This is a genomic window from Streptomyces sp. NPDC047085 (assembly GCF_040643735.1).
In the GTDB taxonomy this organism is placed as follows: domain Bacteria; phylum Actinomycetota; class Actinomycetes; order Streptomycetales; family Streptomycetaceae; genus Streptomyces.
The window spans coordinates 1-22,614 of record NZ_JBEYUW010000012.1; the positions used below are offsets into that span (position 1 = coordinate 1).

Sequence of the window (22,614 nt, forward strand, 5' to 3'; positions counted from 1 at the left end):
GCGTCACCGACCCCGTCGCCAACATCACCGCCGCCGCCAACTACGCCGCCCACCGCTACGGCTCCATCGACAACGTCAACTCCGCCTACTGAGGCACCCCGGCCCACAGCCGCGTCCCGGTTGGCGGCAGCGCCTCAGCCGGAACGCCCCTCGCCCCACAACCAGGGGTGATAGTGCGTGCGCCCCAGCACGTCCCCGCTGTGCGCCGCTGCCGCGACACCGGCCACCGGGGTGGCGAGCAGCGCGAGCAGCATCGGGCCGTAGCCGCCGTCGGAGGCGATCCCCACGACGACGGTTTCGCCCAGGAACACCACGCTCGCGACGGCTCCGGCGAGCAGTCCCCGCAAGGGCGCCCGAGCCGCGAGCCACTCGGGTGACAGCGCGAGTGCGCCACCGGTCACGGCACCGAGCAGGACACCGACCCCCATGGTTCCGCCCACCGCGACCAGGCCGCGCACGAGAACCTCCAGGCCACCCCGGACGCCTTCGGACATCCCGCTGAAGAGCCACACCCCGGCGCCTGTGAGCCATACCGAGCCGAAGATGATCGCCGGGATCAGTCCGATACGCACCCCCAGCCGAACCCCTCGACGCACAACCTGACGAACCGCCACGCGTCCCCCCACCCCCGAGAGTTGACCCCTACGTGCCCTGAGCGTCACATCTGAGGCCACGGTATGTCAGGCATCGCGGGCGTCCCGTGGCAGGGTGGCCGTTCAGCGAGGGAGTACGGAACGCTGTCACGCCGCCTCCGCTCGTGTCGTGCCGGGGATCGCTCCCTGGGCGCGCAGCTTGGCCACTTCGGCGGGGGCGAATCCCAGCTCGGCGAGGATCTCGTCGTTGTGTTCGCCCAGGTCCGGCGCTCGCTTCGCCGGTACCTTCGGCACCCCTCGCAGGTTGACCGGACTGTTGACGGTGTACTCCAGTCCGCTGACTCCTTCCAGGGGTACGACGATGTCGTTCGCGCGCAACTGCGGGTCCTGAGCGGCGACCTCCGGCGTCTGAATGAGGCTGAAGGTGACGCGTTCCCTGGTCAGGACGTCCTGCCAGTGGGCGAAGGGCCGCGAGCGGAACGCGGCGTCGAGCAGTTCGGCGAGCGCGGCGGAGTTCCTGACGAAGCCCTCGATGTCCGTGAACCGGGGATCCTGGAGCAGCGCCGGGTGCCCGATGGCCCGGGTCAGTCCCGGCCAGTGCGACGGTGACGTCACGAGCATGAACCACTCGCCGTCCGCGGTCCGGTAGGGGTTGGTCAGCGGGTTCGCCGGCGCCGTCCGGTCGTGCAGTTCGAACGGCGTGCCGCCGGCGAGCGCGCCGGCCACGAGCGTTCCCGTGGACCAGACGCCCGACGCGAGCAGGGACGTCCCGACACTGTCCCCTTGTCCCGTCCGTTCGCGGCGGTAGAGGGCGGTCACGATCGCGGCGTAGATCACGATCGCCGACATGTAGTCGCCGCTCCCCCAGACCGGAACCGTGGGCGGGGCTCCCGCGTCCCGGGTGGAGGCCAGGAGCCCGCTGCGCGACCAGTAGGCGGTCAGGTCGAAGCCCGGCTGCCCGGCGTCGGGGCCGGCGTCCCCGAAGCCCGTGATGTCGGCGTAGACGACCCGCGGGTTCCAGCTCGACACCTGGTCGTAGTCGAGGTGCAGCTTCTCGCGTGTGCCGTGCGGGAAGTTGGTGATCACCACGTCGGCCCACTCGACGAGGCGCTTGAGGACCTCGGTGGTCGACGGGGACTTCAGGTCGACGACCATGCCGCGCTTGTTGCGGTTGGCCAGGTGCCAGCTGTAGTTGGCCTCGGCCCGGGGACTGGGCGGCACGAAGCTCAGCCGCCGCTGGGGATCGCCCGCTCCCGGCGGCTCGATCTTGATGACGTCCGCGCCGAAGTCGGCGAGGATGGCGGCCGCGGCCGGTCCCGCGATGAAGGTCGACGCGTCGAGGACCTTCAGACCGGTGAACACGGATTCGGATTCGGATTCGGAATGAGATTTGATGGTCATGGTTGTCACCCCACGAAAGCGCTCTGGCCGGTGATGGACTTGCCGACGATGAGGGTCTGCATCTGGTGGGTGCCCTCGTAGGAGTAGAGGGCCTCGGCGTCGGAGAAGAACCGGGCGACGTCGTACTCGACGAGGATGCCGTTCCCGCCGAAGATCTCGCGGCTCCAGGCGACGACCTCCCGCATGCGGGCGGCGACGTACTCCTTGGCGAGCGCGGACTGTTCGTCCCGGAAGACGCCCTGGTCCTGCAGCCGGGCGAGCTGCACCAGCATGCCCCAGCTCGCGGTGATGTTGCCCAGGCTCTTGACCAGCAGGTCCTGCACCATCTGGAACTTGGCGATCGGACGGCCGAACGCGATGCGCTGCTTGGCGTACTCGAGCGCGAGTTCGTAGGCGCCGATCATGACACCCAGGGCCTGCCAGGCGACGCCGCTGCGCGTCTGGCGCAGGACCTCCGCGACGTCCCGGAAGCCCTTCATGTTCTGCAGCCGGCTCGCCTCCGGTACCCGGACGTCGGTCAGGGTGATCTCGGCGTTCTGCACGATCCGCAGCGCGATCTTGCCCTCGATCTTCACCGGCTCGAAGCCGGGGGTGCCCTTCTCGACGACGAAGGCCTTGACCTTGTTGTCGTCCACGTCCCGGGCGAAGACCACCACGTAGTCGGCGAAGGTGGCGTTGCCGATCCACTTCTTGGCGCCGTTGAGGATCCAGGTGTCGCCCTCGCGTTTGGCGATGGTGCGCATGCCGCCGGAGACGTCGGAGCCGCCGTCGGGTTCGGTCAGGGCGAACGCGCCGATCTTCTCCATCGTGGCCATGGCGGGCAGGAACCTGTCGCGCTGTTCCTGGTCGCCGCCGTAGTAGATGGAGTAGAAGCCGAGCCCGTTGTGGACGCCGAAGAAGGTGGCGCACGAGGCGTCCACCCGGCTCAGCTCCATGGCGAGCATCCCGCTGAGCAGGTGGCTGACGGCCGGCAGGTGCTCGCCGTAGCCCTCGTAGCCGAGGGCGACCAGTCCGCTGCCGCGGAACCTCTCGACCAGCTCCGCGGGCAACTCGGCCTTGCCCCAGGCCTCGTTGACCATCGGCTTGACCTCATCACGCATGAAGGTGCGGGCCTTGAGCAGTATCTTGCGCTCCTCGTCCGACAGCAGCGCCTCGTACAGATAGAAGTCGGCGGCCAACTGGTCGTCCAGCGGCATGAGCGGGGGCGTGGTGGTCATCTCAGGTCTCCTTGTCGTGCCGGGTACGGCGGATCTCTTCCAATGCGGACAGGACGGCCAGTTGCCTGCGGTCGCGGGCTTCGGCGAGCTCGGTGTACGGCGTGGCGGCGTACGCCTCCTCGACCGCCCGCACGACGCGCTCCCGGTCCTCCGGGTCCTGCGAGGGTTCGCCGAGGGTCATCTGCCGCATGGAAGAGCCGATGTGCTCGGTGATGTGGCGGTAGCCGCCGGGACCGCCGCCCAGATGCGCGCCGAGGAACGGACCGACCGTCGCCCAGCGGATGCCGAGCGAGTGGGTCACCACGGTGTCCAGGTCCTCGGGCGTCACCACACCCTGCTGGACGAGGTACACGGCCTGACGGCTGAGCGCGTTCTGCAGCCGGTTGCCCACGAACCCGGGGATCTCCCGGCGTTCGACGACCGGGGTGCGGCCGACGAGGGTGTAGAAGTCGACGGCCGCCTGCACGGCTTCCTCGCTGGTGCGTTCGCCGGGTACGACCTCGACGAGTGGCAGCAGGTGCGGAGGGTTGAAGGGGTGTCCGATGAGGACACGGTCGGCGTCCTCGAGTCCCGTGGTGAAAGCCGTCGCCGGGATCGCCGACGACGAGCTCAGCAGCAGTGCGTGTCCGGGGGTCTCCCGGACCAGCTGGGCGAACAACCCCTTCTTGAACTCGACCCGTTCGGGCCCGTTCTCCTGGACGACGTCCGCGTCCCGGACGGCTTCGGTGACGTCGGCCGCGAGGTGCACGCGGTCGGCGAGGCCGTCGGTGTCCAGCCCCTGGGCGGCCAGGTGCGGGGCGAAAGCGGCGAGTGCCTCGGCGAGCGCCTGCTTCAGGTCGGGGCGGGGATCGCTGACATGGACGGTCAGGCCGTGTGCCGCGAACAGTGCCGTCCAGGACAGTCCGATGGTGCCCGCGCCGATCACGGCGGCGGTACGGAACGGATGGGTCACCGCACGTCTCCCTTCAGGTAGTCGAAGACCGGCTTGACCGGGGCGAGGGTCAGGTCGGTGAGGATGTGGCTGGCGGAGACGATCTCCAGGACGGGCAGGTCGGCCAGCGGGGCGAGGACGTGCTGGAACAGCTGCAGCCGAGCCGGCCCGGAGTAGGCGGCCTTGACCACGATGTCGGTGATCTCGGTGCGGACCAGCTCCAGCACGCGCGGGGCGCCGTCGTAGCCCGGGATGGCCTTGACCATGAAGGTCGGCACGGTGATCTGGTCCTGGGCCTCGCACGTGTCGAGTGCCTCGTGCTTGTAGCCCATGGTCGCCGTGGCCACCCGCAGCGTGCCGTAGTCGAGGGTGCCGACCAGCACGTCCTGGTCGACATACAGCTTCGGCGCGCCGATGACCTTCGGGTAGGCGCTGGCCTCGCGTCCGGCCGCTGTCGCCGGGAAGTTGTCGAGGTACATCGCGTGCAGGTACTCGCCCTGCTCCCCGTCGAAGCCGACCTGGATCGCCTGGCCGCCCTCGGTGTAGGGGCCGTACCCGGTGACGTCGTTCATCTTCATGATCTCGAACCGGACCAGCGGCTCCTCGATCTGCAGGGGCTCGGGGACGACCGCGCGCAGCGCGTCGGGATCGGAGCGGTAGACGATGTTGAGGTACTCCCGGTCGGTGAACCACGGGACCACAGGCGCGAACGCCGGGCGGGTCAGCGGGGTGGTCGCGTGGCGTCGTACGTCTTCGATCCTCATGTCACTTCCCCGTCCATCGCGGGGCCCGGCGTTCGGCGAAGGCGGTCATGCCCTCGCGAACGTCGGCCGAGGCACTCAGGGCAGCCAGTTCCTTGCGCTGCAGGGCGAACGCGTCGGCCTGGGGCACGCCGTCGGCCACCTGAACGAGGTGTTTGACCGCGGCCAGCGCGAGCGGGGCGTTATGGGTGAGCCGCTCGGCGAGCCCGAAGGCGGCGGCCAGCGCCTCGCCGGGCGCGGTGACCTGGTTGACCAGGCCCAGCTCGCCGGCGCGGCGGCCGGTCACCGCCTCACCGGTCAGCAGGAACTCCATCGCCAGGTGGTACGGGATGCGCTTGGGCAGGCGGATCACGCCGCCACCCGCGGCGATCAGACCGCGCTTGACCTCGGGCAGGCCGAACGTGGCGTCCTCGGCGGCGACGATCAGGTCACAGCTGAGGGCGAGTTCGAATCCGCCGCCCAGGGCGAAGCCTTCCACGGCGGCGATCAGCGGCTTGGTCAGGGCGGCCTCGGTCAGGCCGCCGAACCCGCGGCCCGGGATCGCGGGCGACTCGCCTTTCAGGGCGGCCTTCAAGTCCATACCGGCGCTGAAGGTGCCCTTCGCTCCGGTCAGGACACCGGCCCGCAGGTCGGGGTCGGCCTCGAGTTCGTCCAGCGCGGCGGTCAGGCCGACGGCGACCGCAGCGTTCACGGCGTTGCGTGCCTGCGGGCGGTCGATCGTGATCAGCAGGGTCGAGTCGACCCTTTGAACACGCACTTCGTCGGTGACCCGTGTGCTGTCGAGTGCCCCGATGGTTTCTACGTCCGCCATACTCACGTCCTTTCACGCCTTGGTTGGCATGACAAAGAACGCTAATAGCGATGCACAGGGAACGGAATCATCGTCTCGCTAATATCGGTGTGACCGCAGCGGTCACACCGATATCAGCCCGCATTCGGTTCGTCGTTCGGGGAATAAAGAGGGCCGCCTCCAGGTGCAGCCCGCGCCACTCAGACGTGAAGGGGAATGGAGAAGATCTCCCGAGCTGCTGCGACGAGTTCGTCCAGGTCACCGCCCGAGGCTCGGTCCCGGCGCCAGATCAGGACAGTCTCCAGTCGGGGCTCGAAATCCGTGAACGGCAGAACCGTCGTATTCTCCATCGCGTAGCCGTGCATAGGACTTTCCGGGTCGAGCATGGCGAAGTAGAAAGCCATTCCACTGGAAACCACTTCCGCGATTCCGCCGTAACCGGAATCGGTCAGCTTTATGCGCTTCCTGATCCCCCGCTCGGATATTTCCCGGTCCAGCTGATCGAAATAAGCGGACCTGATTTCCTGCGGTGCGATGACGAAGGAGAGGTCGGCCAGCTCGGCCAGCGCCACGGATTCCCGGCCGGTGAACCGGTCGGCCGGCACCACCGCTCCCAGTCGTTCGGACATGACGGGCAGCACATCCAGTGCGGGATCGTTGATCGGCAGTCGGGCCAGCGCGAGCGCGAGTCTGCCCTCGCACACCCCGGCGACCAGGGCCTTGGAGTTGCCGGGCCAGCGCAGGAGCTCGTACCACGCGTCGACGCGCTCGGCGAGGGAGTTGACGAGCTCCCTCAGCCGGGGGTGGAGCCCGGACGGAATGCCCACGAACAGGGTGCTGCGCCCCGGCCGTGTCGCCTCGCGCAGCCGCCACGGAATGGAGTTGATCTGCTCCAGCACGCTCCGCGCGATCGGCAGCAGCGCCTCGCCGGCCGGCGTGAGCGTGACGCTGTGCGTGTCACGCTCGAACAGCCGGTGATCGAGCTCCCGCTCAAGATCCCTGATCCGCTGGCTCAGCGGCGACGTCGCCATGTGCAGTCGGCGGGCCGCCGCCGAAAAGTTCAGCTCCTCGGCAACTGCAACGAAATACCGCAAATGCAACATTTCCACTCCGTCACGTTAACCCCGATCCACCGGTCCTTCCGGGCGTCGCGCCTCAGGCGGTGGAAAGCCGGCGAGGAGACCGAGGAAACCGAGAACCCCCAGAAGACCGAGAAAGCCGAGAACCGTTTCAGGACACCGGTCCGGCAGACGGGCGTGGGCCGGCGCCGGTGACGACGCCGACGCCGGTGACGGAGGCGCGTCAGTGGTGGTGGCCGTGTCGGCCGAGGGTGTTCACGGGGGTCGCGCCGGGGCGGGTCCACTGCGGTACGGGTCGGCTGGTCGGGCCCCAGGTGGCGTTGCCGTCCGCGTCCGAGCGCCAGGACCAGCACGGATTGTCCCCCTCAGGCCAGCCCTTGGGGTTGTCCTCCCAGGCCTCGCCGCGGCCGTAGGGCGTCATGTCGAGCAGGCCGAGAGACCCGTTGACCCGCTCGTTGCCACGGCCTGTCGTGGAGTAGGTGAGGAACGCACGGTCGCCGTCGCGCAGGAAGCAGGTGAGGTGGCCCATGTTGCCGCCGACCGGCGCATCCACGTCGCGCACCGAGTACCAGGGCTGGGTGTAGCCCATGAACTCGACGTAGGCGGCCACCTCGTCCCACCGGCCCGTGGTCAGGATGGCGAACGAGACGCCGCGGGCGTTGAGGTAGACGGCGTCCTTCAGGTGCCAGGCCGTGTGGTGCAGCCCTCGCACTGCCCCTGGTGCGGCGCGCCGTCGTACCACATGTGCTTGTAGACCACGAGCTCGTCGCGGCCCTGGAACAGGTCCAGGAACGGGACCGGGCCCTCGGGTCCGACGACCTCGACCGTGCCGTCGAACTCCACCATCGGCAGCCGGCGGCGGGCCGCGGCGATGGCGTCGCCCTCGCGGGTGTGGGCCTTCTCGCGGACCAGAAGCTCGTCACGGGCGGCCTGCCAGGTGGCCAGGTCGACGACGGGCGGGCGGCCGGGCGGCGTGGCGGTCGGGTCGTCCGGTGTGGTCGTCATGGTGTCCTCCGTGGTGTCTCGTGCCGGGCGGCGTCGTACGGCGTCGTACGGCGCCCTGCGACGGTCACCGGATCAGACTCGCGCCCGCGCCGGAACTCATCGCGGCAGAGACGCCACCGTGCTCTCTCAGCCGGTGTGCAGGACGCGAAAGCGATCGGGAGCCGCCGGATCCCGGTCGACGACCTGGATCGGCGGCCAAGCCCATTGCCAGACGCTGATGCCTGGCGTGCGGGAGAACCGGATCTGCCCGCGAGTGCCGTCGACCGCGACGCGCGGCCAGGATTCGGCGGTGCGTGCCCGGTCCGTGCTGTGGGAACGCAGCACGTCGGCGAGGACGGCGACCGTGTCGTAGCCCTCGAAGGCGACGAAGGAGGGTGCTTCGGCGAGCCGCTCGCGGAGGGCGGTCTCGACTCGTGCGCCGAGTGGGGTGAGGCGCTCGGGCAGGTAGCGCAGGAACGGGACGGCGGCGCCGTCGGATCCCAGCAGCGCCGCCCATTCGGCGAACTCCGGTTGCCCGGCCGGAGCGCCGATCATGATCTCGGCGAGGCGCGGGTCGCGGCGGACGGACTGGACGATCGGCACGGCCGGCTCCGGGTGGCCGGTCAGCAGCAGGAGGGCTGTCGCGCGGTGATGGGCGAGTTCGTCGCACACGGCTGTCGGGGCCAGCGCGCTCATGTCGAGTTCGATGACGGCGCCGCCGCGTGGAGCGAGGTGGTCCCGCAGGATGCGGGTCCCGGACGCCCAGTAGACACTCGGCTGGGCTGCCACGGCGATGCGGCTGTGCCCCGCGCCGAGGAGGTAGTCCGAGTAGAGCTGCCAGCCGCGGGACTGCGGCGGGGAGAGGCGCGCGACCCATTCGGTCGGCTGTTCGGTGAGCGCATCGAGCACCGCCGACGAGCAGAGGAACGGCAGGCCGAGGGCGTCGGCCCGGGCGGCAGCGGCGCGAGCGACGACGCTGTGATACTCCCCCGCCAGCGCGGCCACGCCCAGGCGAGCCAGTTCGTCCACGGCCGCCGCGGCCCTCTGTGGATCAGCCGCGGTGTCCCGTACGACCAGTTCGAGTGGTCTTCCGACGATCCCGCCGGCGTCATTGACGTCGCGCACGGCCAGCTCGAGATCGGCGAGCAGGTGTCGGCCCGCCTCGACCCAGCCGGGCCGGGTCAGCGGAACGATGACGCCGATCCGGACGGACGGCTCGTCAGTCCGCTCTGCTCCAAGGGCGGATGATGGCGTACTCATGCGTGGGCGTCTCCCCCGTGAGGATGCGAATGCCGTGGACAGCGGCTGCCTGTCACGCTACTGGTTCACGATCAGCGCACTCCTCCAGGAGGGCGGCGAAGGCCCTGCTCGCGGCGTCGGCAGGAAATATCCGTAGGACGGTGCCGCGATCGGGCGACGTGATGATGTAGTGCCGGGCGAGGTAGGAGAGATCTCCCCAGGGTTCTCGGTCGTGGGCTCGCAGGAGGGCCTGTCCGCATCTCGTGCAGGCGATCCACGGAACGAGGACGAGGTCGGCCAAGCCATGCCCGGCCCCGAGTGGCGAACCCCCGTCGCTGCCGCCCTCATGCTCGATCAACTCAACGGCGGCCACGGTGTCGTCACCGCGGCACTGGAGGATCCGGGATGTGAGCGCCTCCCTCTCGCCCCAGTCCTCGGCGAGCACGGAGAGCTGGGCCCTGACCGTCTCGCTGATCGGCAGCTGGTGGGTGAGGATGCCGGAGACGAGCAGGCCAAGGCCCGCCTCCTGACGCTACCGGCCCACACCGACAACTGGTCGTCACCAGGCAAAAGGCCCCACGCACCGCCATGCCGTCACAGGGGCTTGCGGACGGCGCCGCGCAGGGGTGATACGTCCGGAAGTTCCGCCGGCTCGCGCTGGAGAGTCGGTGCGCTGTAGAACCGGCCGATGCCCGAAGGGGATGGGAGGAGGAGCCATGAATCGTCTGCTCGGTTACGCGATGTTCTGGGCGGCCGTCATGGGGTCGTTCACCTTCGGGGAAGGGTCGTCCGCCGAGGATCGGCTGATGAGCCTTGTCGCCGCGCTCCCCGCATGGGGTTACATCGGCTTCCGCGTCAAGCGGGAGATCCGTGGGATCAGGGCGGACGGCAGGCAGGAACGCCTGCGCAGGGAGGAGCGGAAGCGCATGGGACGGGACGAACTGCTCGATGCCGTGACACGGTTGGTTGCCGGCAGCCCGAAGTCGGTGAAGTGCGGCGTGGCGGGGCATGGGGCGGGGCACCAGTGTCTTCCCGTTTCCAGGGAGGTCACGCTGGCCGATCTGGTCGAGGCGATCAGCGGTCGGTACGGGCACTCGCGCAGCCTCGCCATGGGCGGGTACGTCGATCCGACGGTGGACGCGAGGACGGGGCTGCCCCTGCTCAGCCCCTTCGGCCCGCACGTGGTGGACATGCGGGCCTGGGTCTACGGAAGTTGGTGGATCGGGGCCGGGACCGTGGACGGTGATGCCGGCCATGACGGCGTTCGGCGCGTGGCGCTGGTCGCCGAACGGGCCGAGCCGGTGGTGGAAGGGTTGCCGGCCGACGCCTCGTGGGTGGAACGGGTGGTCGCCGTGACCGGGTGGGCCGGAGGAGGACGGGCACGGGCGATCGACTGGGCATCCGTCGAGCAGCGGCTCGGCACCACTCTGCCCGACGACTACAAGCAACTCGCCGAGATCTTCGGTGACGGGGCCTTCGACGGTTTCCTCAGCCTGTACGTGCCCGACGCCGGCGTTCCCGGCATGGACGTCGTCGACCATGCCGAGTATCTGGCCCGGTTCGCCTCGCAACAGGGCACGCGCCTGTGGCGGCCGTACGACATCCACCCGGCTCCCGGCGGGCTCCTCCAGTGGGGTACGTCCGAGCAGGAGGACCAGTTCTTCTGGCTCACCGAGGGCAACGATCCGGAGGCCTGGCCCGTCCTCGTACGGGAGGACATCCCCGACTCCTGGCACCGGTACGACGGCTCGGCCGCCGAATTCGTCTTCCGTATGCTGACCGAGCGCGAGCACCCCTTCTCGACGGCCCGGTACTTCGACACGCACTGGTTCCAGAGCTACGCACCGTGATCTCACTCAGCCGTGCTTCGCAGGTCCGCCGGCACCGCCCACCACTGGTCCGGGCGGTCCACCACCACCGCGTTCGCGCCGGTCTCGATGAAGCGGCTCAGACGCAGGAGGTACGCCGCGATACCGGCCGCGCCCTGCATCCACGACGTTCCCGGCGGCAACAGCAGTGGGTCCTTGCGGTGTTCGAGGAAGCGCCAGCGGGCACCCGCCCCGTCCTTGACCGCCCGTTCCACGAGTGCGTCGCCCATCGTGTGTGCCGCCCGCACCAGGGTTTCCGACCGCTCGGTCACCCCGCCGTCCTGCGCCGCGTCCAGAAGCACGTCGCCGACGCCCGCCGTTCCGCAGCAGCGGCCGTCGTTGTCCCAGAAGCCGGGGCGCAGGCGCCTGGGGACTCCCGACGTGAGAATCGAGGTCAGACAGCGCTGCCGCAGCTCGCCGACCGGGATGCCGGAAACCTCCGCCACTCCCGCGTGCGACAGTGCCGCGAACAGATGTGAGGTGCCCGCCGGGCCGTGGCACCACGTGTACGTCACCGGCTCCACCTCGCGCTTCGACGGAGGGATGGAGTGCGGGACGATGAAGCCGCCGTCGTCCAACGAGCCCACCGGCAGAAGGTGTTGGGCTCCTTGCACCGCGGCGGCGACGAAGTCCTCCCGATGGAGCGCGGCACCTGCCACGGCCAGGGCCGCGCCGACGCCTGCAGTGCCGTGTGAGTAGTTCGGATTCCTCCACTCTGTGCTCGACCCGATACCCCAGTCCAGACCTGCCTCCGTGCGGTCCGCCGCGCGCAGCAGCGCCTCGCACCCCGTCGTGGCGATCGTCTGCGCGTGCTCACCGCCCGCCCAGACGGCCGTCATCACCACGCCCGCGGTGCCGATGATGATGTCGTTCAGGGGCGCGTCCGAACCCGGCTCGAACTCGACCGTGGTCTTCCAGCCTTCGGGAGTCGCCAGGTCGGCCAGGCGTCGTAGCGCGACCGATTCCTCGCCCGGGGCAAGGAGTCTGAGTGCCGTCACGTCGCCGGCCAGTCCGTCGTACAGCGACGGCTCGGTCCTGGCGCTCGCCTGCGCCGACAGTCGGGCCACGATCCCCGCCGACAGGGTCCGCTCCCGCTCGGTCAGCTCCCGGTACTGCGCGATCTCCGCCAACACCGGGGCCAGGCCCGCGATCCCCGCGTACAGCGAGTCACGGTCCTTGGCTGGTACCAGGGTTGGTGCCGGTGTTGGTGCCGATGCCGTGTCCTGGACGTCGCCGTCCTCCGACACCGACTCGGGCAGCCACGGACCCTCATCCCACCGCACCTGGTCCAGCACCCACGACCAGGCCGACTCACCCAGATCTCGATACACGTATTCCGCCATCACCCCTCAACGCTAGTCGCACACCCCGCCGAACGTGGCCGCTACCAGGGCACAGGGAGGTGCTGAGGTCATCCCACCGTCAGGAGGACATGCCGGAGCCCTGCTTCTCGGCGGCTGGGATGAGGCCTGGGGCGAACCTGTAGGAGATGGACTCCATCAGGGGCTTGCGCTTGGTGTTGTGGAAGGCCGCGATGCGCCACTTGCCGTCGCCCTGGCGGACCAGGGTGTAGGTCTGGATCTTGGTGAGCTTGTGCGGCCGCTTGCCCTTGTACGTGTCGCCGCGCCCGTTGACGACGGCTGCGTCGGGCCCGATGAAGCGGACGTCGAGGACTTCGTCGGCGAGCTCGGTGCCCTTGAGGAACGTCGCGAAGAGCGTGCGGTGGCTGTCCACGATGTCCCGGCGCCCCTGGTAGAAGGTGCCGACGAACGTGGTGTAGGTGGCGTCCTCGGTGAACAACTCGCCGTACGCCTCGGCGTCGTGCCGCCCCCAGGCGGCGACGAGTTCGTCCAGCACCGAGGTGACGGCTGCGACGTCATGCGTGGTGGTCATGGCGAACAACTCCCTCTCTCCGACTCTCTGGTTAGACTGAAGCAGATTCTGATTGGGAACAGTATCTGCACGCATGCAGATAATCTAGGAGGTGCTTCCGTCGATGGCAACCCCCGAAGGCGCCGCGAACGAACACGTGGTCTTCCGCCAGTACCTCGACGCGGTGGGGCTTCAGGGCCTGGCCGGCGCCGAAGCCGTCGGTCTGCACACCTCGGAGTGGTACGCGCTGAGCCTGATCACCCTGGAGGGGAGCCTCACTTCAGGTGAACTGGCCACCAGGACCGGGCTCACCACCGGTGCCACCACGCGTCTGATCGACCGCCTCGAGCGCGCCGGATACGCCCGCCGCGTCGCGGACCCCAAGGACCGCAGACGCGTGATCGTCGAGCCGGTGCCCGAGGGGCTCGGTCGCATCGAGGACGTCCTGGGGCCCGCCCGACGCCACATCGCCGAGGTCCTCGCGCGCTACACCCCCGAACAACGCGCCCTGCTCTTCGACTACTTCAGGCATGCTGCCCCCGCGTTCCGCGCCGCCACGGAGGAGATCCGCAGCACCGCCGCCCCCCGGCGGGGCAGGACCACCCGGACCAAGGGCGACGGCTGACCACGGGGCAGGGTCTGCCAGTGGGTCTGCAGGTGGGTCCGCCAGTGGGGGTCCCGCCAGGGGTCGGAGGTCGGAGGTCGGAGGCCGGAAGTCGGAGGCCGGAAGTCGCGGGCCGGGGGCCGTGGCCGCGGGGATCCCTCCCTAGGGCCTGTCTTCCGGATCTTGCCGGCGTCGCGGGCCCTGGCACGCACATCTGCGGCGTTGTCGTCGGTCGCCGACGCTCCGCGTCGACTCCCTCCTCCGCCTTGCATCTGCACGCACCAGACCCCGCTCGACTCCGCCAGGAAGCTCGGTCGGCACGAGCCGGCCTGATCCGGAAGAAAGGCCCTAGCGCACCGCGGCTCGTGGGGTGGTGCGGCGGTCGGTGAGAGCCGGGGCGAGGGCGCCCAGCATGGCGGCGGCGGTCAGGGCGAAGGCCCAGGGGTAGCCGGTCCCGGCCGCGAGCCAGCCGAACGCGACGGCCCCGGCGCCCATCCCGGCGTCGTAGGCGAAGTTCCACAGCGCGCTGACCGTGCCGTAACCGGCGGCGGGCACGCGCACGTACATCAGGGTCAGCGTGGCGTTCTGGGCGATGCCGAAGCCGATCCCGAACAGGCCGACCCCGGCGACGACGGCCACCGGGCTGCCGGTCAGCGCCATCAGCAGGGTGCCGGCGGCCGAGAGCAGCAGGCCGGGCAGCACCAGCCGGGCGGGACCGCTGCGGTCGCCGCGTCGGCCGGCCAGCCAGCGGGCCACGGTGGCCGCCGCGGGCTGCACGAACAGCGCCACCGCGACCACGCCCGTGTCCGACGCGGGGACGGCGAGCGGCAGGAAGGTGACGACGATCCCGGCGGCGACGGCGGTGACCGCGAAGACCAGGGCGGGGCGCCGCAGTTCGGTGCTGCGCAGCCCCTCCGTGATACCGACGGGCCGCCCCGACGCACGGATGCGGTCGGGCAGGCCCGGCACCGCGAGGACCGCCGCGACCGCGGCCACGGCCCCGGCCACGAACACCGTGTCGTAACCGGCTTGCCGGGCCAGCCACACGCCCAGCGGCAGGCCCACCAGCGAGGGAGCCCCACTGACGACACCCACCAACGCCAGTCCCTCGCCGCGCCGTTCGGCGGGGATGAGCGACGCGGTCAGCGCACCGCCCGCGACCACCGTGAACGCGAAGCCCAGGCCGCGCAGCAGGCAGACCACGACGATCCCCCACACGTCGTGGGACCAGGTCAGCGCCAGTGCGGGCGCCCCCAGCAGGATCAGGCCGGCGGCGAGCACGAGCCGGTAGCCGTAGCGGTTCACCAGGGCGGGCGCCGCGAGCTCGCCCACCACCGTCGTCAGCATCAGCGCCCCGGTGGCCAACCCGGCCGTGCCACCGCCCCCTCCCCCGCTGCCGGCCGTCGCGTAAGCGGGGACGACGGACAAGAGCAGGTAGAAGCTGGTCGAGGCGCCCACGATGGAGACAAAGCGAAGCAGCAACGGCCTGGTCAGCAACGGCGGGCGAGGCGCACGCGTCGGCGGATGCGAGTCACGGATTTCGGTCACGGCAGGACGCTAAGAGCCCCACCGGCCCGCCGGTAAGCTCCAGTTCCATGCCGCCGCAGTGGTCCAGTTCACCGCCCGAGCTCCTGCTGGTCGTCGACCGGGCCGACGGCCGGCCGCTGCGCGCGCAGGTGGAGCACGGGCTGCGGGACGCGATCCGCACCGGCCGTCTGCAGGCCGGCGAACGGCTGCCGTCCTCCCGGGAACTCGCCCGCACGCTCGGCCTCTCACGCGGGCTGGTGCAGGACTGCTACGCCCAACTCCAGGCCGAGGGCTACCTGGTGACCCGCCCGGGCTCCGCCACCCGGGTCGCGGTCGGCGCCGCCGCATCGCCCGGCGTCACGACGGCGCGTACCGCCGCTTCGCGTCTCGTGGCCGATTTCCGTTGGGGCGTACCGGACTTGGGTTCCTTCCCGGTCCAGGACTGGCTCTGGGCCATGCGCGAGGCGGCACGCGCCATGCCGACGACGGAACTCGACTACGGCGAACCGCGCGGCAGCACGGTCCTGCGCGAGGTTCTGGCCGGCTATGTGCGCCGGGTCCGCGCCGCCGCGGCCGGCCCGGAGCACATCGTCGTCTGCAACGGCTACGCCCAGGGAATCGGCCTCGGCCTCCGCGTCCTCGCGGAGGCCGGCGTGCGGACGGTGGCGTTCGAGGACCCCGGCTCACCCGCCACCGTCGGCGCGGCCGCCACCACGGCGGGCCTGCGTGCGGTTCCCGTGCCGGTCGACGAGCACGGCATCGACGTGCGTGCGCTGGCCGTCACCGACGCCCGCGCCGTCGTCGTCACCCCCGCCCACCAGTGGCCGACCGGCGTCGTCCTCGCCCCTGAGCGCCGGCTGGCCCTGATCGAGTGGGCCAGAGCCCGCGACGCGTTCGTCATCGAGGACGACTACGACGCCGAGTTCCGGTACGACCGCGAGCCCGTCGGCGCCCTCCAGGGCCTGGCACCGGACCGGGTCATCTCCCTCGGCACCGTCAGCAAGTCCCTCGCGCCCGCGCTGCGGATCGGCTGGATGGTCTGCCCGCCCGAGCTGGCCGACGCGCTCGCCGAGCAGAAGCACCGCAGCGACCGCGGCACGCCCACGCTCGACCAGCTCGCCCTGGCCAGGCTGATCGAGTCCGGCCGCTTCGACCGCCACCTGCGCCGGATGCGCGCCACCTACGCGGCCCGCCGCACCGGCCTGCTCGCCGCGCTCGCCGAGCACGCCCCCGAGGTGCCGGTCACGGGCCTCGCCGCCGGCTTCCACGCCGTCGCCCACCTGCCCGCCGGCGCCGACGAACAGCGCGTCGTCACCGCCGCCCGGGAACGGTCCGTCGGCCTCTACGGCATGAGCACCTGCCGGGCCTCACGCGCCACCACGCCCGCGCAACTCGTCCTCGGCTTCGGCAACGTCGGCGAGCGAGCCATCACCGAGGGCATCGCGGCCGTCGGTCACCTGCTCACCGGCCGACCGTAGAGCGCCTGCCCGTGGCAGAGGCCCTTGGGTCTCCCCTGCCCTCAAAAATACCCCCCGGGGTAATCGTGCTACGGTCTGCATATACCCCGGGGGGTAAATCAGCGTGGAAGGAGTACCTCGTGTTCTTCGTCGACACGATCGAGGTGCCAGGGCTCGGCAATCGCAGCTACCTGGCGGGCGGCGAACGGACGGCCGTAGCGGTGGACCCGCCGCGTGACATCGACCGGATGATCGCGGCGGCGGCGCGGCGCCGGGTGCGGATCTCCCACGTCGTCGAGACGCACATCCACAACGACTACGTCACCGGAGGCCTGGAACTGGCCCGGGTCACGGGCGCCGCCTACCTGGTGCCGGCCGGGGCCCGGGTGTCGTACGAGCGCACGCCGGTGCACGATGGCGACAGCGCGGAGATCGACGCCCGGGCCGGGCTGGAGCTGCGCGCGCTGGCGACCCCCGGTCACACCCCGCACCACACCTCCTACGTGCTGGAGGAGCACGGGACGGCGGTCGCGGTGTTCACCGGCGGCTCGCTGCTGATCGGCACGGTCGGACGCCCGGACCTGGTCGAGCCCCGGCTGACGGAACAGCTCGCCCGCGCCCAGCACGCCTCCGCGCATCGGCTGGCCGCCGAGTTGCCGGACGACACGGCCGTCCTGCCCACGCACGGCTTCGGCAGCTTCTGCTCCTCCAGCCAGGCGGCGGGCGAGTCCACCAGCATCGGCAAGGAGAAGGCGTCCAACGAGGCACTGACCCTGGACGTGGACACCTTCGTCGCCGCCCTGCTGGCCGGTCTGGACGACGTTCCCGCCTACTACGCGCACATGGGTCCGGCCAACGCCGCGGGACCCGCGCCGGTCGACCTGACACCGCCGGCCGTGGCGGACGCCGAGGAGATAGCCGCCCGGCTGGCCGCGGGCGAGTGGGTGGTCGATCTGCGCCACCGGGTGGCCTTCGCCGAGGGGCATGTCGCCGGTTCGGTCAACTTCGAGGCTCAGGGGCAGCTCGCCACCTACCTGGCCTGGCTGATCCCGTGGGGGAAGCCGGTGACCCTGCTCGCCGAGTCCGCCGAGCAACTCGCCGCCGCGCAGCGCGAGCTGGTCCGGGTGGGCATCGACCGCCCGGCGGCCGCGGCCACCGGAGAGCCTGCGCGCTGGGTACGGAACGGCGAGGTCCTGGCCTCCTTCCCCCGCGCGACCTTCGCCGACCTCGCGGGGAACGCCGGGGACGGCGTCGTCGTCAAGGACCGCGTCGTCGTGCTGGACGTCCGCCGGGCCTCCGAACGGTCCGCCGGCTTCGTCGAGGGCTCGGTGCACATTCCGCTCCACACGCTGCACGGCCGCCTCCACGAGGTCCCCGAAGGGCAGGTGTGGGTCCACTGCGCGGGCGGCATGCGCGCCGCCATCGCGGCCTCCCTGCTGGATGCCGTGGGCCGCGACGTCGTCGCCGTCGACGACTCCTTCGGCGCCGCCGAACAGGCCGGTCTCACCGTCCGCACCCCGTGACCCCGGTCGCGGCACGAACCAGCCGCAGCACAAATCCAGCGGCACAGAAGCACCGGCAGAAGAAACAGGAGTCAGAACGAGGATGAGCCTCTTCCGACGCGGCCCCAACGGCCCCAGTGGCCCCAGTGGCCCCGGGCGGGTGACCGTGCAGGAGGCCGCGGCCCGCACCGGCCACGCGCAGGTCGGCGACGGCAGCGGAGCCGCCGTGCTGCTCGACGTCCGCGAACCCCACGAGTGGCAGGCCGGGCACGCCCCTGGCGCCGTACACCTGGCTCTTGCCGAGCTGGCCGCCGGTGCCGCACTTCCCGCCTCGGCGCAGGGGCGGCCCGTCGTCGTGATCTGCCGTTCGGGCAACCGCTCCCGGCAGGCCGCCGAACTGCTGCAGGCGCGCGGTGTGGAGGCCGTCGACGTGATCGGCGGCCTGCGGGGCTGGGCGGGTGCGGGACTGCCCGTGGTGGACTCGCGCGGCGGGGACGGGATCGTCGCGTGAGCGCTGTGGCACTCGCACTGGCTGCCGGAGCCGTCATCGGACTGGCGCTCGGCGCGCTCGGGGGCGGCGGCAGTGTCCTGGCCGTTCCCGCGCTGATCTACCTGCTCGGTTTCACCCCGGTCGCGGCCACCACGGCCAGCCTGGTCATCGTCGCGGTCACCTCGGCCACCGCGTTGTCCGCCCATGCCCGCGACGGCCATGTCCGCTGGCGTACGGGGCTGCTGTTCGCGGCGGCGGGGACCGGTCCGGCGATGCTGGGCGGAGCGCTCGCCGGGCGCCTGCCGGCGGCCGTGCTGACGGTGGCCTTCGCGGTGATCGCGGCGGCGGCCGCCCTGCGCATGCTGCGGCCGCGCACGTCGCCGGAAGCCACCGTGGCGGTGCGGCCGGGCCGGGCGGCTGGCGCCGGTGCCGGGCTGGGCGCGGTCACCGGTGTCCTCGGCGTCGGCGGAGGCTTCCTCGCCGTGCCCGCGCTGGTCAACGTCCTCGGCCTGCGGATGCGGGCGGCGGTGGGCACGAGTCTGCTCGTGATCACCGTCAACTCGCTGGCCGCCCTGGTCCTGCGCGCGGGTACGGCACACGGCCTGGACTGGGCGGTCATCGGCCCGTTCGCCGGGGCCGCGATCCTGGGCGCGTGGGACGGCAGGCGCCTGTCGGCGAAGCTGTCCGGGAGCACGCTCCAGCGGGTCTTCGCGCTCGTCCTGCTGGCGGTGGCCGGATTCATGCTGGTGGACGCGGTGGTGTGATGCGCACCGAGCCACCGTGCCCTGGGCAGGCCGTCACGCCAGCGACAGGAAGAGCTTCTCCAGTCGGGCGCGCATCGCCTCCGTGTCCTCGCCGTTCTTCCGGCCGGACTCGATGTCGGAGACGCACTGCTGCAGCCCGGTGGCGATGATCGCGAAACCGGCCCGGTCCAACGCCCGCGAGGCGGCGGCCAGTTGCGTGATGACGTCCTCGCAGTCCCGACCCTCCTCGATCATCCGGATCACACCGGAGATCTGGCCCTGCGCGCGCCGCAACCGGTTCAGCACGGCCTTCAGGGACGCGCCCTCAAGCTCCAGTTCCACGATCACTCCTCGCCAATACCCCTAGGGGTACTGTACGTCCTGGTTCGGGACGGCGACGACCACTAAGGATCACATCTGCCATGACCAGCCCCAACACCCCCAACACCCCCATCGCCCTCATCACGCTCGACACCGAGCAGGTCGGCACGCGGCTGCACGCGTTCACCGTCATCGACGTACGCACTCCCGCCGAGTACGCCTCCGGCCATCTGCCCGGGGCCCTGAACATCCCCCTGGACCGGATCCGCCGGGCGCTCCCGGAGATCCGGCACGCGGCCAGGCGCGGCGACATCCTCCTGGTGTGCGCCTCCGGCGCCCGCTCGGAGAGCGCCGGCACGCTTCTGGCCGAACAGGGCGTCCAGGCGGCCACCCTCGCGGGCGGCACCAGCGCATGGGCGGCCGATGGACGCGACCTCCAGCAGCCCGCGGCCTGCGACACCCGGGCCGGCTGGAGCATGGAGCGCCAGGTCCGCTTCACCGCGGGCACCGTCGTACTCCTGGGGCTGCTCCTCGGCCTGCTCGTACACCCGGCCTTCCAGCTCCTGTCGGCCGGCATCGCGGGCGGCCTCGTCTTCTCCGCCCTGACCAACACCTGCGGCATGGCCGTCATGCTCGGAAAGCTGCCGCACAACCGCCCCCGCGCGGCCGACCTCGACGCCACCCTCGCCACCCTGCGCACCCGCTGAGCCCAGTCAGAACGGCTCTCGCAGCCACAGGTCGAGCGCCGCGTAATCGCTGTGTGCGAGACCGATGCGGGGGTCGACACGGTGGAGCAGAGCGTGCCCCGGATGGTGAGCGGCGACCCAGGTCCGATCGATGTCCGTGACCTCGTCGTCGACCCAGGCGAAGGGGCGCCCCGCCGCCCATTCGACGAGGGTGCGGGTCTTCCAGTGCAGTCCGTCGCGTTCGTCCTGGTCGTCAATGGCGGACGGCTCCGGCCAGACCACCACGGCCAGTTGCGGCAGACCGATACGGGGAGAGACGCAGCCGTTCGCGTCAGCCGTCCAGGTCGTGGCCCAGACCAGCTCGCAGGGCAGCGCCGTCAGCCGGGGCCCGTGCTCGGGATTGATCCGGGCCAGGAGCGGATTCGCGTCGGCGTCAGGCAGTCCGAGATCGGTCGGGTAGCTCGGATACTGCTGCGGCTCCGCGCCGAAGGGGATCAGTGGTCCGTCGACGTCGAGGAACAGCAGCGGTCGCTGCGCACAGCCGGTCACGGCAGAACGATAGTGCCGGACCCCGACGGAGCCCTCCGTGGCCAACTTCCCTGTCGGGCACGGACTTCGCCTGGGCCGCGCTGCGTCAGGCGGGCAGGAGGCCGTACTGCGGTTGGTCGGCGGCGGGGTGTTCGTTCGGGCCGGCCTGTTCGAGGAGAAGGCGGGCAAGGCCGCGTGCCTCCTCCGGGGTGAGTGCCGCCCAGACTCCCGGCTCGCCGCTCCGGTCCTCGCCCACGTCCAGGGCGATGCGGCCGACGGGCCGGTCGGGCGGCCCGAGTCGCAGGCACCGCACGGCGATCCTGCGTCCGCAGGTCGTCACGAGAGAGTCCTGTCCGGTCGGCCGAAGCCGACCATTTCCTGCCGTCGTCACGAGTCTCACGCTCCTCCGCCGTTCGTTTCCGCACGCAGCGGTCAGCACCCGGTTCTCTGTACCGCATGGGGCATGAGGAGGAGCGCATCGCAGGCCGTGATTGTTCCCACGGGGATCAGGCGGGGAACTCACCCGTACAGCCCGGCCGGGACGCTCCCCGCCCCGAAAGTGCGCAGGCTGGTACAGCGCGCTGGGCTGAGAGGATGAACACGACGTAGAGGGGACGACGACGTGGGGAGGACGACATCGACAGGACGTGGATGACGCGCTCCCGCGGAGACGTGGTCGCGCGGCTGCTGGCTCGCTGCGCCGTGCTGGCGGCGGTCGGCGCCGTGGTCGTACTGCTGCTCGCGCTGGGAGCGGACGGGCTCCTGATCATCGGGGCCGGGCTCCTCGGGCTGATCGTCTGTGCCACCGGGGTCTGGTGGTTCCTGGCGCACCGCGGCGCGGTACGGCTGTTCGGGGCGTTCGTCGCGGTCGCCGCGCCCGTCGGCCTCCTGGTCCTCTTCACACACGACGGCTTCTGGCCGACCGTGCTGGCCTCGAGCCTGTGCTGGGGTGCGGCGCTGACCTGCGCCCGGGCGGCGCTGCGCAGGTCGGATCCGCAGCGGTCGGGGCGGGCGGCCGCCGCGCCACGGCCCAGGCGGCCGGTCCTCATCATGAATCCGAAGTCCGGGGACGGGAAGGTCGGCCGCTTCGGGCTGGTCGAGCGGGCGGAGGAGCGCGGCGCGCGGGTGATCCTGCTCGATCCCTCCGTCCAGGCCGACGTCGCCGCGCTGGCCCGCGAGGCCGTGGCCGAGGGCGCGGACCTGCTCGGTGTCGCGGGTGGCGACGGCACCCAGGCGCTGGTCGCGACGGTCGCCGCCGAGCACGACCTGCCGTTCCTCGTGATCCCCGCCGGTACCCGCAACCACTTCGCGATGGATCTCGGCCTCGACCGGTCCGACCCGGCCCGCTGCCTCGACGCGCTGACCGACGGCGAGGAGCTCAGGGTCGATCTCGGCGACGTGGCGGGCCGGGCCTTCGTCAACACCGTGTCGTTCGGGGTGTACGCGGACGTCGTGCAGCACCCGGAGTACCGCGACGACAAGGCGGGCACGGCGCTGAGTGTCATGCCGGACCTGCTGGTCGGCGAGGGGATGCGGCGGCTCGACGCGCGGGTCGACGGCACCGCGCTCTCGTCCCAGCAGGCGCTGCTGGTCAGCAACAACCCGTACGCCGCCCCCGACGCACTCGCCGGCGGCGGCCGCCGGCCCCGGCTCGACGGCGGCGAGCTGGGCGTGCTGGCGATCCGGGTGGAGGGCGCGGCGCAGGCCGCGGACCTGGCCGTGCGGGGCTCGAAGTCCACGGGGCTGACCGTCATGACCGCGCAGCGGGTCGAAGTGGCCTCCCACGAGGAGGAGATGCCCGTGGCGGTGGACGGCGAGGCGTTGCGGATGGCCACGCCGGTCGTGTGCTCGCTGCGCCCGGGCGCCTTGCGGGTCCTGGTGCCGCGCGACCGTCCGGGCGTCGTGGCTCCCTCGCCGCGCGTGAACTGGCGGCGGCTCGTCGACCTCGCGATCGGTCACGCCGAGCCACCATCCGAAGGAGAGACCCGTGCCTGACCGGAACACCGACACCGTCTCGCCCG

The 22,614-nt window shown here is 71.2% G+C and carries 23 protein-coding genes and 1 pseudogene; 8 read left to right on the forward strand and 16 right to left on the reverse strand.

Features of this window, described 5'->3' with window-relative positions:
• Positions 1-134: 134 nt before the first annotated feature.
• The 10 genes and pseudogenes from ABZ865_RS32005 to ABZ865_RS32050 all read right to left on the reverse strand — a co-directional run bounded on the left by ABZ865_RS32005 (position 135) and on the right by ABZ865_RS32050 (position 9,440).
• Positions 135-572, reverse strand: coding sequence for a hypothetical protein (locus ABZ865_RS32005; RefSeq protein WP_361238098.1), 438 nt, complete (start codon positions 570-572; stop codon positions 135-137).
• A gap of 168 nt (positions 573-740) precedes the next feature.
• The gene (locus ABZ865_RS32010) at positions 741-1,994 is read right to left on the reverse strand and encodes a CoA transferase (protein ID WP_361238101.1); all 1,254 of its coding nucleotides are present in this window, start codon (positions 1,992-1,994) and stop codon (positions 741-743) included.
• A gap of 5 nt (positions 1,995-1,999) precedes the next feature.
• Complete coding sequence (locus ABZ865_RS32015; RefSeq protein WP_361238104.1) at positions 2,000-3,211, reverse strand: acyl-CoA dehydrogenase family protein; 1,212 nt, start codon at positions 3,209-3,211, stop codon at positions 2,000-2,002.
• A gap of 1 nt (position 3,212) precedes the next feature.
• Positions 3,213-4,163, reverse strand: coding sequence for a 3-hydroxyacyl-CoA dehydrogenase NAD-binding domain-containing protein (locus tag ABZ865_RS32020; protein ID WP_361238107.1), 951 nt, complete (start codon positions 4,161-4,163; stop codon positions 3,213-3,215).
• Positions 4,160-4,906 (reverse strand): acetoacetate decarboxylase, encoded by a 747-nt coding sequence (locus ABZ865_RS32025; protein ID WP_361238110.1) that lies wholly within the window; start codon positions 4,904-4,906, stop codon positions 4,160-4,162. Before ABZ865_RS32025 ends, ABZ865_RS32020 begins: the two co-directional genes overlap by 4 nt.
• A 1-nt stretch (position 4,907) precedes the next feature.
• Positions 4,908-5,714, reverse strand: a complete 807-nt coding sequence (locus tag ABZ865_RS32030) for a crotonase/enoyl-CoA hydratase family protein (RefSeq protein ID WP_361238113.1) — start codon at positions 5,712-5,714, stop codon at positions 4,908-4,910.
• A gap of 179 nt (positions 5,715-5,893) precedes the next feature.
• Complete coding sequence (locus ABZ865_RS32035) at positions 5,894-6,796, reverse strand: LysR family transcriptional regulator (RefSeq protein WP_361238812.1); 903 nt, start codon at positions 6,794-6,796, stop codon at positions 5,894-5,896.
• 199 nt (positions 6,797-6,995) lie between these two features.
• Positions 6,996-7,777, reverse strand: a pseudogene (locus ABZ865_RS32040) (DUF899 family protein).
• A gap of 126 nt (positions 7,778-7,903) precedes the next feature.
• A complete protein-coding gene (locus tag ABZ865_RS32045; protein WP_361238116.1) occupies positions 7,904-9,016 on the reverse strand; it encodes an ABC transporter substrate-binding protein in 1,113 nt (370 codons plus the stop codon).
• A 52-nt stretch (positions 9,017-9,068) separates the two neighbouring features.
• Complete coding sequence (locus tag ABZ865_RS32050; protein ID WP_361238118.1) at positions 9,069-9,440, reverse strand: hypothetical protein; 372 nt, start codon at positions 9,438-9,440, stop codon at positions 9,069-9,071.
• Between the two features lie 271 nt (positions 9,441-9,711).
• Here ABZ865_RS32050 and ABZ865_RS32055 point away from each other — a divergent pair, with 271 nt between their 5' ends.
• A complete protein-coding gene (locus ABZ865_RS32055; RefSeq protein WP_361238121.1) occupies positions 9,712-10,845 on the forward strand; it encodes an SMI1/KNR4 family protein in 1,134 nt (377 codons plus the stop codon).
• Positions 10,846-10,847: 2 nt separating this feature from the next.
• Here the strand turns inward: ABZ865_RS32055 and ABZ865_RS32060 are convergent, their stop codons facing one another.
• Positions 10,848-12,206, reverse strand: a complete 1,359-nt coding sequence (locus ABZ865_RS32060) for a lanthionine synthetase LanC family protein (RefSeq protein WP_361238124.1) — start codon at positions 12,204-12,206, stop codon at positions 10,848-10,850.
• Positions 12,207-12,285: 79 nt separating this feature from the next.
• Positions 12,286-12,756 carry an SgcJ/EcaC family oxidoreductase gene (locus tag ABZ865_RS32065; protein ID WP_361238127.1) on the reverse strand — a complete coding sequence of 157 codons (471 nt, stop codon included), beginning with the start codon at positions 12,754-12,756 and terminating at the stop codon, positions 12,286-12,288.
• A gap of 103 nt (positions 12,757-12,859) precedes the next feature.
• Here ABZ865_RS32065 and ABZ865_RS32070 point away from each other — a divergent pair, with 103 nt between their 5' ends.
• Positions 12,860-13,360, forward strand: a complete 501-nt coding sequence (locus ABZ865_RS32070) for a MarR family transcriptional regulator (protein WP_361238130.1) — start codon at positions 12,860-12,862, stop codon at positions 13,358-13,360.
• Positions 13,361-13,687: 327 nt separating this feature from the next.
• Here ABZ865_RS32070 and ABZ865_RS32075 read toward each other — a convergent pair whose 3' ends face one another.
• Positions 13,688-14,887 carry an MFS transporter gene (locus ABZ865_RS32075; RefSeq protein ID WP_361238133.1) on the reverse strand — a complete coding sequence of 400 codons (1,200 nt, stop codon included), beginning with the start codon at positions 14,885-14,887 and terminating at the stop codon, positions 13,688-13,690.
• Between the two features lie 47 nt (positions 14,888-14,934).
• Between ABZ865_RS32075 and ABZ865_RS32080 the strand changes: the two genes are divergently transcribed.
• From ABZ865_RS32080 to ABZ865_RS32095, 4 genes are all read left to right on the forward strand, one after another.
• Positions 14,935-16,344, forward strand: a complete 1,410-nt coding sequence (locus ABZ865_RS32080) for a PLP-dependent aminotransferase family protein (RefSeq protein ID WP_361238136.1) — start codon at positions 14,935-14,937, stop codon at positions 16,342-16,344.
• Between the two features lie 119 nt (positions 16,345-16,463).
• Complete coding sequence (locus ABZ865_RS32085; RefSeq protein ID WP_361238139.1) at positions 16,464-17,846, forward strand: MBL fold metallo-hydrolase; 1,383 nt, start codon at positions 16,464-16,466, stop codon at positions 17,844-17,846.
• 82 nt (positions 17,847-17,928) lie between these two features.
• Positions 17,929-18,336, forward strand: coding sequence for a rhodanese-like domain-containing protein (locus ABZ865_RS32090; protein ID WP_361238142.1), 408 nt, complete (start codon positions 17,929-17,931; stop codon positions 18,334-18,336).
• Entirely contained in the window at positions 18,333-19,079 is a 747-nt protein-coding gene (locus ABZ865_RS32095; RefSeq protein WP_361238145.1) for a sulfite exporter TauE/SafE family protein, read from the forward strand. The genes ABZ865_RS32090 and ABZ865_RS32095 overlap by 4 nt, the downstream gene beginning before the upstream one ends.
• Before the next feature lie 33 nt (positions 19,080-19,112).
• Here ABZ865_RS32095 and ABZ865_RS32100 read toward each other — a convergent pair whose 3' ends face one another.
• A complete protein-coding gene (locus ABZ865_RS32100) occupies positions 19,113-19,400 on the reverse strand; it encodes a metal-sensitive transcriptional regulator (RefSeq protein ID WP_100831257.1) in 288 nt (95 codons plus the stop codon).
• An 80-nt stretch (positions 19,401-19,480) separates the two neighbouring features.
• Here ABZ865_RS32100 and ABZ865_RS32105 point away from each other — a divergent pair, with 80 nt between their 5' ends.
• Positions 19,481-20,086 carry a rhodanese-like domain-containing protein gene (locus tag ABZ865_RS32105; protein WP_361238149.1) on the forward strand — a complete coding sequence of 202 codons (606 nt, stop codon included), beginning with the start codon at positions 19,481-19,483 and terminating at the stop codon, positions 20,084-20,086.
• Between the two features lie 6 nt (positions 20,087-20,092).
• On the opposite strand, the gene ABZ865_RS32110 is transcribed toward ABZ865_RS32105, so the two are convergent.
• Together ABZ865_RS32110 and ABZ865_RS32115 are read right to left on the reverse strand one after the other, a co-directional pair.
• Entirely contained in the window at positions 20,093-20,614 is a 522-nt protein-coding gene (locus ABZ865_RS32110) for a hypothetical protein (protein WP_361238152.1), read from the reverse strand.
• An 85-nt stretch (positions 20,615-20,699) separates the two neighbouring features.
• Positions 20,700-20,933 (reverse strand): hypothetical protein, encoded by a 234-nt coding sequence (locus ABZ865_RS32115; RefSeq protein ID WP_361238155.1) that lies wholly within the window; start codon positions 20,931-20,933, stop codon positions 20,700-20,702.
• Between the two features lie 311 nt (positions 20,934-21,244).
• Between ABZ865_RS32115 and ABZ865_RS32120 the strand changes: the two genes are divergently transcribed.
• The gene (locus tag ABZ865_RS32120; RefSeq protein WP_361238157.1) at positions 21,245-22,588 is read left to right on the forward strand and encodes a diacylglycerol kinase family protein; all 1,344 of its coding nucleotides are present in this window, start codon (positions 21,245-21,247) and stop codon (positions 22,586-22,588) included.
• Positions 22,589-22,614 lie beyond the last annotated feature (26 nt).